Source organism: Halobiforma nitratireducens JCM 10879 (assembly GCF_000337895.1).
Classification (GTDB): domain Archaea; phylum Halobacteriota; class Halobacteria; order Halobacteriales; family Natrialbaceae; genus Natronobacterium; species Natronobacterium nitratireducens.
This window is the reverse complement of sequence record NZ_AOMA01000073.1, coordinates 13,119-30,869: the sequence shown is the minus strand read 5'-3', so window position 1 is coordinate 30,869 and position 17,751 is coordinate 13,119. Positions and strand designations below refer to the sequence as shown.

Sequence of the window (17,751 nt, the reverse complement as noted above, 5' to 3'; positions counted from 1 at the left end):
CCCAGCCGCTCCCTGAATATACAAGGTCTCCATCTTGGTTTTGATATTCGACAGCATCCACATACGAGTCAAGAAGTCGAGATGCCTGCCCCCACGATAGCACACTAAACCGAAGGGAATCAGCAATCACCGAGAGATACCGCTGGTCATCCTCGTTCAGAACCTTCAGCACACCTCCGTTCTCCCCTCGATACACAACTCGGTCTGAATCTACTCTCAGTCGGTCATACAGACCGATTTTTTGGGGGAATAACCGCTCTAATTCGTCTTCTTGTGAGTTGTTCGTATCAATCATCGTCTCTCGCCCAAACGACGGTGTAACGACTAATCCTGCTCCGATACTCCCTGTCCATTCGAGAAGCGTGCGTCGGTTCATGCCAAGTCTACCTCGTGTGTCTCAAGAACCTCTCCCTCCGATGCCCAGAGGACGAGTGTAACCGTGTCCTCATCAGGTGGATACCCAATCGACTGTCTGGGTAAGCGGGCATCCATCTGGTTCAATTCATACGGCTCGCTTTGTCCATCGATGTAGATTCCATACGCATCGACCTCCGCACGAGTTTCAGAATCCGAGACGAAGCGAAGATGGAGTACTTGATTGACTTCGCCTTGCGAAATTGATTCTACATACTCCGAGTCTGGAACAGTGTATAGGTCTATCACAAAGTACCCGAATCCCAGTACCAGAGAGACGACCAGCAGGATTTGGAACACTCGTAGAATCACCTAACCGAACCCCCCCGCCGACCAGATAGGGAGTGTCATTAGCCCGAGAAAGATTCCAATCGCTACCGTGGACGCACCCGTTAACATCAGATAAAGCACGCACACGGCGAGGATGAAATACAGAGCCGACCAAACGAACCCGAGCATCGAGTAGAAAAAATAGAACACGGCTAACCAGATAGCGACAAACGGGTACACGAGCAGGTCATAGCCCATCATCGAGAGTCACCGATTACCTCCGAAAATCTCTGCGAACAGGTCTCGCTCCTCGATTTTGACCATATCACCAACCATGTGATACTCCATTATCTCCTCCATCTCTGGGGCACATTCCGACATCATCTCGTCCACATCCATCTCGTGTGATTCTGCCTCAATTTCGAGGTCACATGCTTTGATTCTGAGGCGGTTTGGTCTCTGCCTCTTAATCGTCGTACCAGATGGCTTCTTACTGGAATCGCTATCGCTGTCGCTCTTGGAGTTCGGGGTCTCATCAGTCATATACGCAGTTGAATATTAGTTCCCAGTTGTTATGAAAGTGTAGCTAAGATGCCAGGAATATTCAACTCGCAGCGAAGTTCGTATAGACGCAGTAAAGATTACAACGCACACATCCACTCGACGGCGTAGGCAGTCTCGTCCTCGTGGAGCCGTCGTCCGACCTCACGGAGATGAGACACGTTGCCACCGTGAGCGTTGACGTAGACGATGCGGTCGATCCCGTGGGCGGTGAGGTTCCGCGAGAAACTCTCGACGAAGTTCCGGAAGACGGGTGGATCGACCCACATCGTCCCGTGGAACTGTCGGTGATGAGAGCTGACGCCGATCGGGAGTGCCGGCGTACAGAGGTGGTCGGTCCGGTCCGTCGCCGCCCGCGCGAGGGCCTCGGCGATCAGGAAATCCGTCCCTTCCGGGAGGTGCGGTCCGTGTTGTTCGGTCGACCCGAGCGGCACGACCGCCAGCGATCGGTCGCCGATCGAGTCGGCGACATCCGGCCAGGTCCGATGTGGCAGATACATACCTTCATCTCCCGACGAAGCCACAAAACGTTGTGCGCCGGTGGCTCGTCCGGCCTCCACCCGTGATCGTCCCGCTCGTCGCGTCGATAGTAACCCTTAACAGCTCACCCGCATCGAGTTATTATATGGCAGTCGTCAGCGTCTCGATGCCGGACGAACTTCTCGAACGACTCGATCAATTCGCCGACGAGCACGGCTACACCGGCCGTAGCGAGGTCGTCCGCGAGGCCTCCCGGAACCTGCTCGGCGAGTTCGAGGACACCCGACTCGAGGACCGTGAGCTGATGGGCATCGTCACCGTCCTGTTCGACTACGAGACCACGAGCGTCGAAGAGCGGATGATGCACCTGCGCCACGAACACGAGGAGCTCGTCGCCTCGAACTTCCACAGCCACGTCGGGGACCACTACTGTATGGAGCTGTTCGTCCTCGAGGGCGAACTCGAGGACATCTCGACGTTCGTCGGGAAGATTCGGGCGACCCAGGACGCACTGACGGTCGACTACTCGGTGATCCCGGTCGACGAGTTCGACCCGATCGCACAGGATCACTGACGGCTCTTCGTTCTCGTTTCGCGTCGGCCGGTGGCACCGGTGGGACACGCCCGCCCACGTGCTGGGGCCACCTCCACGGGCGAGAGGTGGGCGCGACGGTCGAAGCGGGCGGCCGCGACGGCGACAATACGTGCCGCTGAACGCGTGGTTTTACTGTCGTGCCCGCGAACCACACGGTATGAGCTACCGGAAAGTCAACTACGAGGCGGTCGATCAGGTCTCGAGCGCGATGCACTTCCTGTCGGACCCACTCGAGACCGAACAGGTCGGCGTCACCGTCGCTCGCTGCGATCCCGGCTGGAAGAGCAAACCACACGACCACACGGACAACGACCACGAGGAGGTGTACGTGCTCATCGAGGGCGAGGCAACCGTCGTCGTCGACGACGAGCCGGTCGCGATGGAGACCGGCGACGCCCTCTGGATTCCGCCCGAATCGACGCGACAGATACGAAACGGGGACGCGGAAAGTGCCTTCGTGCTCGTGAGTGCGCCGAGCATCGAGGACGACGAGGGCGACGACGAGTGGCTGCTGTCCGGATTCGCTGGGTAATATNGAGATGTGTATAAGAGACAGGGCGCCGCCCTCTGGATTCCGCCCGAATCGACGCGACAGATACGAAACGGGGACGCGGAAAGTGCCTTCGTGCTCGTGAGTGCGCCGAGCATCGAGGACGACGAGGGCGACGACGAGTGGCTGCTGTCCGGATTCGCTGGGTAATATCGCCGTCTGTGTCCCGTTCTTTCCGTCCCATCCCACACTCCCTTCGTCCTCGACCGTCGAGTCGATCGACGACACCGAGCAACGGCCCGACTCGCTCGAGTCCGTGAAACCGGTCGGGATCGTTTAGTGACTCGCCGTGGACCTCGCGGCCGGGTGAGTCCCGATCTACTCGAAACACCACGCCGTCGTCTCTCTTGTCGTCGCCATCGTACTGGTAGCAGTCCTGCCGCCGGTATCTCTGTTCGGCTACGGCGTTCCAGCCGTCGCGTTGGTCGCCTACGGCACCGCACTCGGCGTCCTGATCGACCTCGATCACTTCCTCATCGCGCGTCTCAAAACGGGCCAGTGGGATGCCGTGCAGTTCTGTCTGCACAATCCGCGGGCCGCGGTCGCCGATCAGCGCCGTATCTTCGACGCCGGGGACGTGGGACTTCTCTCACGGCTCCTGAGTCATCTTCTCATTGTCGGTGCGGTGGTGCCGTTGCTCGCACTCGGGAGTCGCTCACTCGCGGTGCTGACGGCGGGCGTCCTCTACGTCCACATCCTCACCGACGTCGCCTGGGACACACGTCGCGTGGATCGGCAGGTCGACGCCGCCGGAGACGAGGAAGAACTGGTACGGGCGCTGCGGTGAGCGTCGGTGGTCCGTTTCGGGTCCGTCCGTGCGGTCCCGAAGCGTCGCGTTCGCGAAGATCGCCGGACGCGAACCGGGCCAGACCCACGCATGGAGGCATCGGCTATATTCCGTCGGCCGTGTTTCGACAGGTATGGACCCACTCGACGACAGCATCGTCCCGGAGCACGCCCACGAGATCAAGAACGAAGCCGCCGAGTTCGCCAGCGAACACATCGAGCCGAACGCACAGGAGTACTTCCAATCCGGCGAGTACCCCCACGAGGTCCTCGAGGCGGGCCAAGAGGCGAATCTCGTCGCCCAGGACATCCCCGAGGAGTGGGGCGGTCGCGGTCTCGATCTCCCGCAGTTGCTCGCGGTCACCGAAGAGTTCTACCGGGCCGACGCAGGTATCGGGCTGACGCTCCAGCTCGCGAGTTTCGGCTGTGAGATCACCTACGAGTACGGCTCCGACCAGCAGTGTGAAGAGTACATCCGTCCGGTCGCGGAAGGCGAGCAACTCTCGGGACTGGCCGTCTCGGAGCCCGAAACCGGGAGCGACCTTGCCGGGATGAAGACGACGGCCGAGAAGGACGGCGACGAGTGGGTCATCGACGGCGAGAAGTACTGGATCGGCAACGGCGTCGAAGCCGACTGGATCACCCTCTACGCGAAGACCGGTGACGACGAGGACAACCGCTACGGCAACCACTCGATGTTCATCGTCCCGACCGACGCCGACGGCTACGAGGCCGAACACATCCCCGAGAAAATGGCGATGCGGGCCTCCAAGCAGGCCCACATCGAGTTCGACGGCTGTCGCATCCCCGAGGAGAACCTGATCGGCACCGAAGGCGCTGGCTTCTGGATGCTCGCCGACTTCTTCAACCACGGTCGAGTGATCGTCGCGGGACACGGTCTCGGCATCGCCGCGGCCGCCCTCGAGGAAGCCTGGGCGTTCACCCACGACCGCGAGGAGTTCGGCCGGACGATCAGCGAGTTCCAGTCGGTACAACACGGGCTGGCGGACATGCTCCTCGAGTTCGAGAGCGCCCGGGCGCTGACCTGGCGGGCCTGCGAGAAGGTCCACGAGGGCGAAAACGCCGGCTACTGGGCGGCCCTGGCGAAGACGAAGGCGACCGAAACCGCCGTCGATGTCACGGAACAAGGGATGCAGTTCCACGGGGGACGGTCGGTTCTCGACGAGCGCCGGATCGCACGGACGTACCGCGACGCACGGATTCCGGTCATCTACGAAGGTGCAAACGAGATACAGCGGAACCTGATCTACGGGCAGGCGACGTAAAAACCCCGTATGCAGTGGCTACTGCCGGCCGATACCGACCGATCGATAGCGGCCGAAAGAACGATCCGTATCGAGGGAAACGCTACGACAGATGCGATCCGTCCGTAGTGACGGTGACGGCGACGGTGGCGGAGACGACCTAGACGAACCGGAGTCGTCGCCGAACCGACCCCGCGTTCTCTGTGTCAGCAGCGACCGCTCGACGCGGGCCGCGGTGACGCTCTCGCTGACGGACGACCCCGTGGACGTGGTCGTCGCGAAGACGCCAGCGGAAGCAACAGCCCAACTCGAGAACGGCGCGGCGATCCACGCGGTCGTCCTCGACGCGCGGACGCTGTCGAAGCGAGACGAGCGGTCGGCGGGCAACGGCGTTACGACCGAAGCGCCGCTGCTCGACGTGCTCGACTCCGAAGCCCACGAGTTGCCCACGTTCGTCCACTGGGGCCTCGAGGGGGAGAGCGAGCGGGAGCCGCCGGCGGACGCCGATCCCCGGCGACTCGAGGGACGAGTCACGGTGTTGAGCGAGGGCGGGAGCGGACCGACCGACGACGCCGACGCGGCGACGACCGCCGAGCGGTTGGCCCGCGCAGTCGTCGACCGGGTCTGTAGACCCGACGACGCGGCTGTTTCGTCGGATCGTACGGCAGACGAGGAAGTGGGGGAGAAAGCGAAAGCGAGTACAGGAGACGGGACCCCTCCCCACTCCCGAGTCGGCCCGGATTCCGGACCCACGCTCGCGGAGATCGTCGACGCCGTCCGTCGCCGACTGGTCGATGTCACCTCGCCGCTGGCCGTCGAAGAGATTCTCCGCGAGGAGTTCACCAGAAGCGACCGCTTCGCGTTCGCCTGGGTCGGGGAGTACGATCGCGGCGAGGGGGAGATCGTCCCCTGGATCACCGATTCGACGCAACTGGACTGGCCCCTGCAGCGGACCTTCGGCGTCGGTACCGAGGAGACCTTGCTCCGCCGGGCCGTCCGCGACCGCGACCTGCGGGTCGCGGCGAACCTCGAAAGCGAGCCCGACGCCGTCCCCTTCGGCGAAGAAGCCGCGTCTCGAGGGGTCGAGACGGTCGCGGCCGCGCCGCTCGGGCCGACGGAACGCGGTACAGGGATCGACAACGACGACGAACTGTATGGCCTCTTCGTCGTCTACGCTCGCGATTCGCTCGCGGACGCCGACCGCGACGCGATTCAGGACGTCGCGGCCGTCGCCTCTCACGTCCTCGAGACGATCGCCGTCCGGGGCCAGCTCGAGCAACAGGAACGAGTCCTCCAGCGGTACGAGCGCCTCGTCGAAACCGCCGGCGACGGTATGTGCGTTCTCGACGAGCAGGGTCACTTCATGACCGTCAACGAGGCGCTGACGGAGATGACTGGCTACAGCCGAGAAGGGCTGCTGGGCGAACACGTCTCCCTGCTTTTCGCCGACGACGACGTCGCAGCCGGCGAGGAGGTCGTCCGTTCCCTTCTGGGCGCGGACGCGAGCACCGACACGCTCGAGATCACACTCGAGCAAAAAGACGGCCGCACGACACCCTGCGAGGGACAGATCGCGGTTCTCGAGGCCGAAAGCGGCCTCGAAGGGGTCGTCTGTGTCGTCCGCGACATCACCGAGCGAAAGCGAAGCGAGCGCAAACTCCGGGAGCAAAACGAACGACTCGACGCGTTCGCTCGCGTCGTTAGCCACGACCTTCGGAACCCGCTCAGCGTCGCGCAGGGCTATCTCGATCTCATCCAGGAGACGGGATCGACGGAACACGTCGAACAGATTCAGGACGGACTGGATCGCATGGAAGGGATCATCGACGACGTGCTCTCGATCGCCCGCGGCGGGGACTGGGCGGCCGAACCCGAACCCGTCACGCTCGAGGGCGTCGCGAGTGAAGCCTGGGACCACGTCTCGACGCCGTCGGCGTCGTTTGCCGTCCACGAGTCGACCGCCCGACCGGACGGCCAAACCCCGTTCGAAGCCGACCGTGAGCGGCTCCTGCGGCTGTTCGAGAACCTGTTCCGGAACAGCGTCGAACACGGCGGCAGCGATGTCACCGTTCGGACGGGGCCGCTCGAGGACGGTGGGACGGTGACCGGCTTCTTCGTCGCCGACGATGGGTCGGGTCTGCCCGAAGAGTTGCGCGAACGCGAGGACGTGTTCGATCCGTCCGTCTCGTCGTCCTCGGAGGGACTGGGGATCGGCCTCTGGGTCGTCCGCGAGGTCGCGACCGGTCACGGCTGGTCGGTCACTGCAACCGAGAGTCGGTCCGAGGGCGCGCGGTTCGAGTTCCGGTTCGAGTTCGCCGCCGACGACGAGACCGAACAGCACTGATCCGACGGGACGGGACGGAAAGTGACGGAAGGAAAGACGCGACTATCGAGTATCGACTATCGACTACCGGATACCGAAGGTAACGGACGGGCGAAACGTCACATGTGTAGCGGGTGAGGGGTGACGGCCGAGATGTCGGATGGACGGTCTCGACGGTCTCGGTGGCAGTGGCGTCGGATCGACCGAACGCTCGTCAGTTCTCCGACTCTAGGTTCTGGAACGCACCGACGAACTCGTCGTGGCTGGTCATGTCCGCGACGGCTTCGTCGACGCGGCCCTCGAGCTGTTCGACCCGATCGCACAGCTGCTGGTACTCGTCGTTGTCCGCGAGTTTTCGCTCGGACTTCTCGGACTCGAGCAGTGCCTTCTTCGAGACCAGGGCGTAGTACTCCTGGATCTCGGACTCGTAGTCCGACCGATCCGTGACCTCCTCGACCATATCGAGGAGTTCGTCCTTCGAGACGGGCTTGACGAGGTAGTCGTCGAACCCCATCTCGATGATGTCGAAGTCCGGATCGACCGCGGTTACCATGACCACGCGGGCGTCGTATCCGATCTCTCGAATCCGTTCGAGGACTTCGTCCCCGGAGAGACCCGGCATCCGCCGGTCCAGTAGGACGACCTCTACCGAGTCAGCCATCTTCTCGAGGGCTTCCTCGCCGTCGTAGGCTGTCTCGACGGACCAGTCGGTCTGCAGCCACGCCGCGAACAGATCCGCGAGGCGAGTCTCGTCGTCTACGACGAGGACGTCCAGCTCGTCACCCATCGAATCCCCTTCCGTGCTCGTCATCGGTTACGGCCACGCGTCAGTCATGGTACCTCTGGGTGATAAATCTCGCGACCGTACAGACGGGTCGAACCGTTCGTTCAGATCGTTCTATGTTCAGCAATTATCAAAACGGACGTATGAACGGACATCCAGACGGACAGTCACCGTGCTCGCTCTCACGAGAGCACCGGTATCGGCGGGACAACGCGCCGTTGATCCAGATAGTCGACCGACTCCCCCAGAACTCGAGAGCCGAACTGACGCTTCAGCACATGCTCGAGGGGATGAGTGAAACTGGTTCCCTACCGAGTCGGACCTGGCCGGCAGCGAGAGCGGTGTACCGTCATCGTGCTCGCTGATCTGGCGGAGTTCGTATACCAGCGATACTGTCGTTCGGAATATCGGTATCGAATCGGACATCGTGTTAGCACATGTGATTTCGAGACGATTTCTGTGGTTTCGCTGCCGGCCCACCCCTGTGAAACCACACCGCGTTTCGACGATCGGTTCTTCGGACTCGGCTAACAGGGTGCTCCCGCATCGCAGTTATATTTTAACCTAATTGTATAGTCAAAGAACACTTTCTTGGAAGTATTATACGTGGTTCTGCATGTCGGAACACAATTCAGAAGAGCACACGGCACCGAAACGGCGGTCGTTTCTGAAAACGTCCGCACTGGGAACAGGGTTCGCCCTCTCCGTTCCACTGGGTGTTGGAATCAGTTCTGCACAACGAAACGAAGCGACCGCTGACGAGGTTATCGGTTCGGACCTGGCCTGTGACACGGAGTTAGAGATTTCAGAAGAGCCTGTCGATACCCGATGGGTCTCGTTCGACGATTCCGGGAGTTACGAGATTCTACCCAGAACGGCCTGGGCCGAGTGTGAACGTGGAGTAGGAGCAGACGCTGATACCGCGCGTGACGGGCTGGATATGGAACTGAAGGCAAGCGCCATCGGTACTGCCGGAAGCGATGCAACAGCGATCGCTGCTGGCTGGATCGACATGTACAACCCCCGAGACGACGCATCGGCGGAAATCGACATGGAAGTCGACTACGAGTATTACTGGTCCGGCAACACTGGTGGAATAACTAGTACCGCCGAAGACCGAGAACCGGACGAACGCGACTCCGAGGAGATGGAGTCGTCGGTAGCTACTGGCACTGACCCAGTCCGTCCCGACGAAAGTGACACTGGAGACAGCGACGAGGTCGAACCCTCGGTAAGCAAACCGAAAATCGCACTCAGCTTGGCGTTTCTCGGGCTAGAAGAGATTTCGAGCGCGGATGCAGCAGTCGGTGCGACCTACACCGTGATGAAAGAGGACTCGGACGGTAAATTCACTGACGACTCGAAGGAAGCACAGGGAACGTTCTTCGAAGAAGTCGACGTGAGCGAGGATGCCAACAGCGGGGACGGTACCGAACAGATTCCACCTGGAGTGTACGATTGGGTCATCGAGCCGGAGACTCACTATAGACTACTATTTACCGTCGCGACGGTTGCAGAGACAGCGTTCGCGGGTACGTCGGTTGCCACCGTCGGTGACCTTCCCGACACTGTTCCAGATATTTACCCAGGGTTAGACATCACGGAGATTAGTTACGACGTAAACTGGAACGAGTAAGGCTCCCCTGCTTCGCCGATAGCGGCGGTCACCGATACAGTCGAAGCGACCGGGAGTGTGACCTCCTCCCGGTCGTGAACGACCGGGCTTCCCGTGGCCCAGCGGTGGGAGATTTGCCGGTTTGCAGACCGGTCGGCATGACGGCTCTGCTGGCGTTCACCAGCACGGAGTTCTCGTACAGCCCATCAAAAATCGAAGATTTCTGAGGACGGGGCCATACCGCCGTTACTCCTATCCTGTGAAGGGATTCGGAGTTACCGTGCTTGGGAATCCAGCGGCCCGAAGGGAGATTCCTTCAGAGGTAGATGCCCGACTCCGATATTAGTCGTTTATGCGGCGGCAAGCCGCCTCGGTGTGTGTCATGCAACGGTTCCCAGAAGTGTCAATCTCTGTAGGACAACAACCCGTCGGCTGTTTCACGGAGCGCACGCGATTGACGCCCGTCCCCAGAACGCGAAGCGTTCTGGTGTGCGAACGAGACCTTCGCTCTCGTCAACGCCCCCGGAACTCGACGAGTGCCGGTCTGCGCGCAAGACCTGTGGTCTTGCGAACGCCGTAAACGGCGGGATTCTCCCACTGAATCAAGATAGACGCGGACGATCGAGCCCCCACCGCCGTCGGTCGGAGTTAGTCTGACCGAGAGGAGCCCAGCATTGACGTTGGCGAAGTAATGACCTACCGATGTCCACCGATCCCAGATAACTGGGTATAGCCTACTCGAGGGATCGTTTTCCCCATGTCGGGGCCGAAAAACACAGAGACATGGTCTCGAGACGATCACGCCGAAGTGACTGTCGCACAGCCGTCCGTATCCAGCCACTTGACCAGGGAACTACTCGCCCCGACTGCGAGACGACGGTCGCGGTTTCGCTCTCGCCCGCCGAAACCCTCACCGACCACGATACCCATGCATCCAGCACTCGCTAGCACGCTCGAGCGAATCGCGGCCCGCGAGGATTGTGCCCCGACGGCACTGGCACCGCTGTACGACGCCGTCGACCCCGAGGCCGTAGCTCCGTCCTCGAGTCGCCCGCGGACGCCACCGTCCGGTTCGAGTACGATGGGTACCACGTCGTGGTTGGTCCCGACCCCCACAGCGTATCGGTGAGCGAGACGGANCGCCACCGTCCGGTTCGAGTACGATGGGTACCACGTCGTGGTTGGTCCCGACCCCCACAGCGTATCGGTGAGCGAGACGGAGCAGTAACCGCTTTTCGACCGCGCGGAGCAGATCGGACCGGGCGTCCCGAGAGCAAGACGACATCGACCGGGACCCGCGGCTCCGTTCACCCGTGCGATCGACGCGTTGCGAACTGGGCCGGGGTCCGGAGATACCACGCCATCGTGCTGACGAGTGATTCGATCGACACGTACTCGTCGACGCCGTGAGCCGTGTCGCTACCGACTGCGGACTCGACTGCAGGGACGCCCGCACGACGGAGTTTCTTCGCGTCGCCGCCACCGGTCGCACACCGGCGAAGCGGTCGATCCGGGAGCACGCCTACGGCAGCGTCGGTGACCGCCTCGACGACGGGTGCGGTCGGCTCGACGTACGTTCCCTCGGCCCACGAGACGTTCGTCACTGTGACGGTCTCCCGTGTTTCGATGCACTCGCGGAGGTCAGCCAACACCGCCTCGGTGGACGCTCCGGGAGTCACCCGAACGTCGAGTTTGGCCGTCGCCGTTCCCGGCACGCTGTTGACCGTGTTCCCACCGCGTAGCTGTCCGAGGTTGACCGTCGGATACTCGAACAACCGGTCGGCATGCTCGCCAGCCCCGCACGGACAGTCGGCGTAATACGCCCGCGACTCCTCGACGATGCGATCGACAGGTGCGTCGTAGTTCAGGCGCTGAGACTCGATCGATCGTCGACACTCCTCGAGAGCCGAGTAGAGGCGATCGATGGCGTTCGTGCCGTTCATCGGCCTGGACCCGTGAGCGGCCTGGCCGGTCGCTTCGACCGTCAGCCAGATTCGACCTTTGTCTGCAACGGTCACCGAAGCGTGGTCGCCGACTGCGGTCGTCTCGCCGACGACTGCCGCGTCGGCCTGGATCGCGTCGGCCTCGAGGAGGACGTCGATGCCGGCATCGCCGCCGGTCTCCTCGTCGCTGACGAATGCGAACTGCAGCGTTACCGGCGGGTCACTCTCGGCAGTCGCGACGGTCCGCAGCGTTTCGAGCATCGCTGCGACGGCTCCTTTCATGTCGGTCGCGCCACGACCGTACACCCGGTTCTCGTGGCGTTCGCCGAGCGGATCGACCGACCACTCCTCGCGCTCGAACGGTACTGTATCCAGGTGGCCCTGGTAGAGCAGCGTGCGGTCGGTCGACCCCGGTACCGTGATCACGAGGTTCGGTTTCGCCGCATCGTCGACCACCCACTCGGCTTCGACGTCGAACGACGAGACGTAGTCCGCGATCCACTCGGCGGCCGCTCGCGTTTCGCCGGGTGGATTGCTCGTATCGAACGAGAGCAACTGCTGTGTCGTCTCGACGAGTCGGTCGCGACGGTGGTCGCGGTCGGTATCGAGACCGAGGGGCTCTTTCAGGTCCAGCCGAGAGTTGTGGGAAGACGTCACGAGTAGTGATCGATCAGCAGCTATCGTCGCTACACACCGCTCCGTAATCGACGCCGATCTCCTGGCCGATCGCCTGGTTGCAACGCATCACCAGTCCGAAGAACTCCGACTCGTCGCAGGTGTCCTTCTCGGCAGCCAGCGCATCGCCGAGGGCCTCGGCAGCAGTCATAACGTCCGATTCGGTATCACTCATCAGCAACACCCCCCCATCGACCGGGCGAACTCCTCGCCGATCCGATCGCTGATAACGTCGTTAGTACGCTCGAGCAGGTCGATCAGCGCCGCTTCGGCTTGCATGTACGCGCTGATCGTCTCGTCGTCGTCCATCCGTTCTTTGAGCTCGCGGAGTTCGGCCATCGTGTCCTGGTCGAACCCGCCACGCTGGAGTCTGGCCTGTTTTTGCTGGTAGCGTTGCAGCAGTTGCTGTGCTTCCTGATCGTCGTCGAGACGCTCGCGAGCGTCCACGTAGGTCTCGTACTGGTCGGACGTTTTGATCGCGTCGACGAACTCGCGAAGCCGCGCGTTGACGTCGGGTTCGGTCTGTTGGTTGCTCATCGTGAGATCGGCTGTCGGTTTTCTTCGGGCTGGTCACCGAGTACGTCGGTCCCGAACGACTGTAGTTCGTCCAGCCCGGTCGGTTCCTCTTTCCGCAGCGGTGCGAGCAACAGCGGTACCTCGAACCGATCGGCGATCTTCTCGAGGTACGTTCGCTGCTGTGCGCGGCGACTCTCGAAGAAGGCGTTGTCTCCGTATTCGTCGGGCAGTAGATAGTTGACTGCCACCAGCGAAGTCTCGATCCCGACCTGGTCCCGGAGGTCCTCGGCGGCCCGGTAGGCCTCCATCATCGGCGTGTACTCGGGGTACATCACGAAGACAAACGAACTCTTCGCGGGGTCCCGCATCGTCTCGATCGCCCGGTCGTAGCGCTCGCCCGACTCGGAGGCGTCCTTGGTGAGCGATCCGAGGTCCATAAAGCCCTTCCAGTCGGAGGGAAGCTCCAGCAGTCGGAGGGTGTGGCCCGTCGGCGCGGTGTCGAAGACGACGACGTCGTACCCCTCGACCTCGAAGTAGTCGACGAACTTCTCCAGGGCGGCCATCTCCTCGGCACACGGCGACTCGAGTTCCTCCATGACCTGCTCTTTGGCCGCTTCGAGGTCGTCGCCCTCGAAGGACGACTCGACCTGGGCGATGGTCCGGTCCTTGTACTCTTCGAGGGCCCGCTCCTGGTCGATTCGGGCTGCGTCGAGACCCTCGAGGCCGACCCCCGTCGGGTCGTGGCCGACCTCGGTTCCGAAGACGTCCTTGAGGTGGGCCGCCGGATCGGTCGTCACGATCAGCGTCTCGTGGCCTCGCTCTGCCAGCGAGGTTGCGGCCGTCGCCGCGATGGTGCTCTTGCCGACACCGCCTTTCCCGGTGAAAAACAGGTACCGGGTGTCGTCTTCGGGCCGGAGCTGCTCCATGACGGCGTCGGTGTCCGTCGGTACGTCGAGCTCCCCGTCGGCAGCCCCGTCCGGCACCGATCCCGGGGCGGCAGCCGGGGAGTCGACGTCGATCGTCGGCTCGACGCCCTCGTACAGCGCCGCGGCGACGTCCGACAGCAGGTCGCTCCCCGTGATCTCGCCGGGCCGTAGCGGGTAGGTCGCGACCGGTTCGTCGTCGAACGTTTCGCGGACGTACTCGATGACTGCTTGTTCGTCTTCCCGCTTGCTCCGGAAGAACGGGTCCTCACAGACGGCTTCCGGAAGGTAGCCGTTGACGACGACCAGATCGGTGTCGATCCCCAGTTCCGACAGTTCGCCCGCACTGCGTTCGATCTCCTCGATGGCCGACGCTTCGGGTTTGCCGACGAAGACGAACGAACTCCGGTCGCCTTCGAGGGTTTCGATAGCGTTCTCGTACTGGGCTTTCTGGTCCTCCATCGAGGCCGCCGGACCGATACAGGTCGCGCCGCCGTCCTCGAGTTCCGCGTTCCACCCACTGGGCAGTTCCATCAGACGGATGGTGTGTCCCGTGGGAGCGGTATCGAAGACGATCACGTCCTGGTCGGGATCGTCCATGAACTCGACGAACTTGTCGAAGGCAGCGATCTCTTCGACACACGGACTGTTGAGTTGTTCTTCGACCGTCTGCAGTTGGTCCTCGTCGAGCAGTTCCCGCATCGGTTCGAGCGTCTCCTGGCGGTACTCCTCTGCGGCCCGGTCGGGGTCGATTTCCATCGCCGAGAGGTTCTCGACGCCTTCGATGGGGGTTACGTCGTGTCCGATCGACTGATCGAAGATATCCCCGAGGTTCGGAGCAGGATCGGTCGTGACCAGCAACGTATCGTGACCGCTCTCGGCCAGCCACTGTGCAGTCGCACAGCTTACGGTACTCTTGCCGACCCCGCCTTTGCCGCTGAAGAAGACGAATTCCGTGTCGTCGCTGGAGGGGACCACGACGTCGCGTGATACTGTCGACGCCATGTCAGGCACGCTCCGGAAGCCGGCGTTCGATTTCGCTCTCGAGCGTCTCGTACTGGAGATACTCTCCCTGTTCGACGACCTCGCCGTCGACAGTGGTGATCGGCAGAATCGAGGGCCCTTCCTCCTGGACCGCGTCGTAGATTTCCTGATTGTGGAGGAACACGCCGACGTCGTTGGCCAGGTTCGCTCGAGTGATGTCGATGTCGTCGTACTCGTCTCTGAGTCTGTCGACGGTTCTGGTCAACTGGACGAGTTCTTCGTCGGGGTCTGGTCCACAGACCCCGGTCGAACAGCACATCGCGTCTTCGAAGATAGTTACGTCGATCATATTTGAGCTATCATTTGAATGGCTATTTCGTGTGACGCCCGGTAACCGACTGCTGTATGGCTCTCGCGGTCACTCCGGACGACCGACACACGAACAATTTAGGTACTGTTAAAATAAGTTCTTCGGTGATTCTCCCGGCGTACAAACGAGGCTCGACAGTCCGCCACAGGAGGGCGACTTGCTGGATTCATCGTCACTATGGGACGACTCACTCGAATGAGTATTTCTATATCTGTTCAATCGTTGCCGATCGACTCAAACCGATTACAAATGATTACAACGAAATCTCGACGACGAACTCGAGGAACGGTTGCTACCGTCTCGAACGGTACCTGCCGGTGCGTGGCCCCACCCTGACCTCCGGCTCGCAAGCGACCTCCTGCATGGCGCGAAGCACCACTCCGCAACTCGCGGGGACTGTGACCCGACAGCACTACCCCCGCAACACATCGACACCGACCGTGGCCACCGGCCTCGAGTCGTCTGTGGACATCACCGCCCATTCGAGCACGATGGATGCCGCGTCGTGGCCGGCCTCGACTCCCACACCGTGTCGGTGAGCGAGACAGAGCGGTAACTCCCTCCCGACTGCACAGCACACACTGGACGGAATCTCGCGAGCCGTCGTTACCTCCAGAGGCCGACGCCTCTCGAGACGCCCCGCAAAAAGAACGGCCGTGTTCGCGTTCACTTTCGTAAGCGCCGTCTCGTCACGAAACGGACAGCGCTGTTATTTCCCTTCGAACTCAGGCTCACCATCACCCATGAAGGCCGTAATACCCTCCATGAGGTCGTCGGTCGCCATCAGGTGACCGAACGCCGAGGCCTCGTACTCGAGGCCAGCGTCGGTGTCGTCGCGACCGGCGAGGAAGGCGCGTTTGGTGAACTTCTGGGCGATCGGCGGGCCGCCGGCCAGGTCGGTCGCCAACTCGAGTGCGCGGTCTTCGAGTTCGTCGTTGTCGACGACCTCGTTGACGAAGCCGTACGCTTCCATCGCCTCGGCGTCGTAGCGTTCGGCGGTGAGAATGATCTCCTTCGCGCGGCCTTCGCCGACGATGTGCTTGAGTCGCTGGGTGCCGCCCCAGCCCGGAATGAGGCCGAGATCGAGTTCGGGCTGGCCGAACTCCGAGCGCTCGCTGGCGACGCGCATGTCTACACAGGTCGCCAGTTCCATGCCGCCGCCGAGACAGTAGCCGTCGATGCCGGCGACGACGGGCACGTCGGCCGCCTCGAGCTTGCCGAACGTCTCCTGGCCCTTCCGCGAGAGTTCCTGGGCCTCGATCGGGTCGGCACCGCTGCCGGCCATGCTCTGGACGTCCGCGCCCGCGGAGAAGGCCTTCTCGCCTTCGCCGGTAACGAGGATCGCACGCACTTCTTCGTCTTCCTCGAGCAGGTCGACCGCCTCGGAGAGTTCGTCGAGCAGGTCGCCGCTGATCGTGTTCATGCGGTGTGGCCGATCGAGTACAATGTGACCGACGTACTCGCCGGGATACTCGAGGCGGATCGAGTCGAAGTCGACGCCGTCGTCCTCGTCGGTCTCGTAGAAGCCGCCTTCGTCGGCACGTTCCGCGAGGTAGTCAGCAGGCGCATAGCGCTCGTGGCCCGTCTCCTCGTAGGCCTCCTCGAGCGTCTCGAGAAGCGTCTCGAGGCCGTAGTCGTCGACCTGCTTGACCGGTCCGTCGGGGAAACCGGCACCGAGTTGGACGGCCTCGTCGATCGACTCCGGCGGCGCGACATCGTTACCGACCAGCTTGGCGACCTCGTTTGCCATCGCGGCGAGCAGCCGCTCTTTGACGAACTCGGAGGTCTCGTCGGTCGGAATGTCGGCTCCGTCGCCGTCTTCGTAGTCGTAGAAGCCCTTCCCGGTCTTCTTGCCGAGTTCCTCGTTCTCGACTTTCTCCTCGAGCAGCGGCGCGGGCTCGTAGGCGTCACCGAGTACCTCGTGCATGTACTCGAGGACGTGATAGCTGACGTCGTTCCCGACCTGGTCGCCGAGTTCGAAACTGCCCATCGGCAGGCCCATGTCGTATTTCGTCGTCGAGTCAACCTCGGCGATCGTGGTTTCGCCCTCCGAGACGAGCCAGGAGGCCTCGTTCATCAGGGGAACGAGAATTCGGTTGACGATGAAGCCGGGTGCATCCTTGTGGACACGGACCGGCGTCTTGCCGAAGTCCGCCGCGAGTTCCTCGGTCAGTTCGAGCGTCTCTTCGGCGCTTTCCGCGCCGGAGATAACCTCGACGAGCTGCATCCGGACCGGCGGGTTGAAAAAGTGCATCCCGCAGAACTGTTCAGATCGGTCCGTCACCTCGGCCAGGTCCGTGATCGAGAGACTCGAGGTGTTGGTCGCGAAGACGGCGTGGTCGGGAGCATGCTCTTCGACCTCGCCGTAGACGTCTTTCTTGATCTCCATTTTCTCCGGCACCGCCTCGATAATGAAGTCGGCGTCGCCGACAGCTTCTTCCATGTCGACAAGCGGTGTCACGCGTTCTAAGGCGGCGTCGGCTTCCTCCTCGGTGAGCTGGTCGTTCTCGGCGAGTTTTCCGAGCGACCACTCGATCTGCTCGTAACCGTCCTGCACGAACTCTTCTTTGATGTCCCGCATGTGAACGTCGTAGCCCGCCATCGCGGCGACCTCCGCGATGCCGTGGCCCATGTTTCCTGCGCCGAGAACTGCGATGGTGTTGATGTCTTCCAGCTCCATGCGCTAACATGCAATGG

General features: G+C 62.1%; 17 protein-coding genes and 2 pseudogenes. 8 read left to right on the top strand and 11 right to left on the bottom strand.

The features are described from left to right. The 4 genes and pseudogenes from C446_RS19620 to C446_RS07265 form a co-directional block, all read right to left on the bottom strand. A partial coding sequence (locus C446_RS19620; RefSeq protein WP_204365910.1) for a hypothetical protein occupies positions 1-295 on the bottom strand: 295 nt, incomplete at its 3' end. 77 nt (positions 296-372) lie between these two features. Next, entirely contained in the window at positions 373-714 is a 342-nt protein-coding gene (locus tag C446_RS07275) for a hypothetical protein (RefSeq protein WP_152419393.1), read from the bottom strand. Positions 715-951: 237 nt separating this feature from the next. Then, the gene (locus C446_RS18655) at positions 952-1,227 is read right to left on the bottom strand and encodes a hypothetical protein (RefSeq protein ID WP_006672435.1); all 276 of its coding nucleotides are present in this window, start codon (positions 1,225-1,227) and stop codon (positions 952-954) included. A gap of 110 nt (positions 1,228-1,337) precedes the next feature. Then, a pseudogene (locus C446_RS07265) lies at positions 1,338-1,745 on the bottom strand (creatininase family protein); the annotation flags it as partial. 125 nt (positions 1,746-1,870) lie between these two features. Here C446_RS07265 and nikR point away from each other — a divergent pair. The 6 genes and pseudogenes from nikR to C446_RS07240 all read left to right on the top strand — a co-directional run bounded on the left by nikR (position 1,871) and on the right by C446_RS07240 (position 7,265). Beyond that, on the top strand, positions 1,871-2,299 hold the full coding sequence (gene nikR / locus C446_RS07260; RefSeq protein ID WP_006672433.1) for a nickel-responsive transcriptional regulator NikR: 429 nt from the start codon (positions 1,871-1,873) through the stop codon (positions 2,297-2,299). 178 nt (positions 2,300-2,477) lie between these two features. Continuing rightward, positions 2,478-2,852, top strand: a complete 375-nt coding sequence (locus tag C446_RS07255) for a cupin domain-containing protein (RefSeq protein ID WP_006672432.1) — start codon at positions 2,478-2,480, stop codon at positions 2,850-2,852. Positions 2,853-2,876: 24 nt separating this feature from the next. After that, positions 2,877-3,020, top strand: a pseudogene (locus tag C446_RS17915) (cupin domain-containing protein); the annotation flags it as partial. Between the two features lie 271 nt (positions 3,021-3,291). Further along, complete coding sequence (locus C446_RS07250) at positions 3,292-3,657, top strand: hypothetical protein (protein WP_006672430.1); 366 nt, start codon at positions 3,292-3,294, stop codon at positions 3,655-3,657. Between the two features lie 133 nt (positions 3,658-3,790). Continuing rightward, positions 3,791-4,942 (top strand): acyl-CoA dehydrogenase family protein, encoded by a 1,152-nt coding sequence (locus tag C446_RS07245; protein ID WP_006672429.1) that lies wholly within the window; start codon positions 3,791-3,793, stop codon positions 4,940-4,942. Between the two features lie 91 nt (positions 4,943-5,033). Then, complete coding sequence (locus C446_RS07240) at positions 5,034-7,265, top strand: two-component system sensor histidine kinase NtrB (RefSeq protein ID WP_006672428.1); 2,232 nt, start codon at positions 5,034-5,036, stop codon at positions 7,263-7,265. 193 nt (positions 7,266-7,458) lie between these two features. Here C446_RS07240 and C446_RS07235 read toward each other — a convergent pair whose 3' ends face one another. Further along, the gene (locus C446_RS07235) at positions 7,459-8,031 is read right to left on the bottom strand and encodes a HalX domain-containing protein (protein ID WP_006672427.1); all 573 of its coding nucleotides are present in this window, start codon (positions 8,029-8,031) and stop codon (positions 7,459-7,461) included. A 937-nt stretch (positions 8,032-8,968) separates the two neighbouring features. On the opposite strand from C446_RS07235, the gene C446_RS07225 reads away from it, so the two are divergent. After that, the gene (locus tag C446_RS07225) at positions 8,969-9,664 is read left to right on the top strand and encodes a hypothetical protein (RefSeq protein WP_152419392.1); all 696 of its coding nucleotides are present in this window, start codon (positions 8,969-8,971) and stop codon (positions 9,662-9,664) included. Between the two features lie 907 nt (positions 9,665-10,571). Then, on the top strand, positions 10,572-10,772 hold the full coding sequence (locus C446_RS17910; RefSeq protein ID WP_394295207.1) for a HalOD1 output domain-containing protein: 201 nt from the start codon (positions 10,572-10,574) through the stop codon (positions 10,770-10,772). Positions 10,773-10,950: 178 nt separating this feature from the next. Here C446_RS17910 and C446_RS07215 read toward each other — a convergent pair whose 3' ends face one another. The 6 genes from C446_RS07215 to C446_RS07190 all read right to left on the bottom strand — a co-directional run bounded on the left by C446_RS07215 (position 10,951) and on the right by C446_RS07190 (position 17,734). Beyond that, positions 10,951-12,243 carry a M20 family metallopeptidase gene (locus C446_RS07215; protein WP_006672423.1) on the bottom strand — a complete coding sequence of 431 codons (1,293 nt, stop codon included), beginning with the start codon at positions 12,241-12,243 and terminating at the stop codon, positions 10,951-10,953. Between the two features lie 13 nt (positions 12,244-12,256). After that, positions 12,257-12,436 (bottom strand): halo-CC-star protein HcsS, encoded by a 180-nt coding sequence (gene hcsS / locus C446_RS07210; protein WP_006672422.1) that lies wholly within the window; start codon positions 12,434-12,436, stop codon positions 12,257-12,259. Further along, entirely contained in the window at positions 12,436-12,798 is a 363-nt protein-coding gene (gene hcsL / locus C446_RS07205; protein ID WP_006672421.1) for a halo-CC-star protein HcsL, read from the bottom strand. Before hcsL ends, hcsS begins: the two co-directional genes overlap by 1 nt. Further along, positions 12,795-14,705 carry an arsenical pump-driving ATPase gene (gene arsA, locus C446_RS07200; RefSeq protein WP_049920084.1) on the bottom strand — a complete coding sequence of 637 codons (1,911 nt, stop codon included), beginning with the start codon at positions 14,703-14,705 and terminating at the stop codon, positions 12,795-12,797. Before arsA ends, hcsL begins: the two co-directional genes overlap by 4 nt. 1 nt (position 14,706) lies before the next feature. Continuing rightward, a complete protein-coding gene (gene arsD, locus C446_RS07195; protein WP_006672419.1) occupies positions 14,707-15,033 on the bottom strand; it encodes an arsenite efflux transporter metallochaperone ArsD in 327 nt (108 codons plus the stop codon). A 730-nt stretch (positions 15,034-15,763) separates the two neighbouring features. Further along, positions 15,764-17,734 carry a 3-hydroxyacyl-CoA dehydrogenase/enoyl-CoA hydratase family protein gene (locus C446_RS07190; protein ID WP_006672417.1) on the bottom strand — a complete coding sequence of 657 codons (1,971 nt, stop codon included), beginning with the start codon at positions 17,732-17,734 and terminating at the stop codon, positions 15,764-15,766. Positions 17,735-17,751 lie beyond the last annotated feature (17 nt).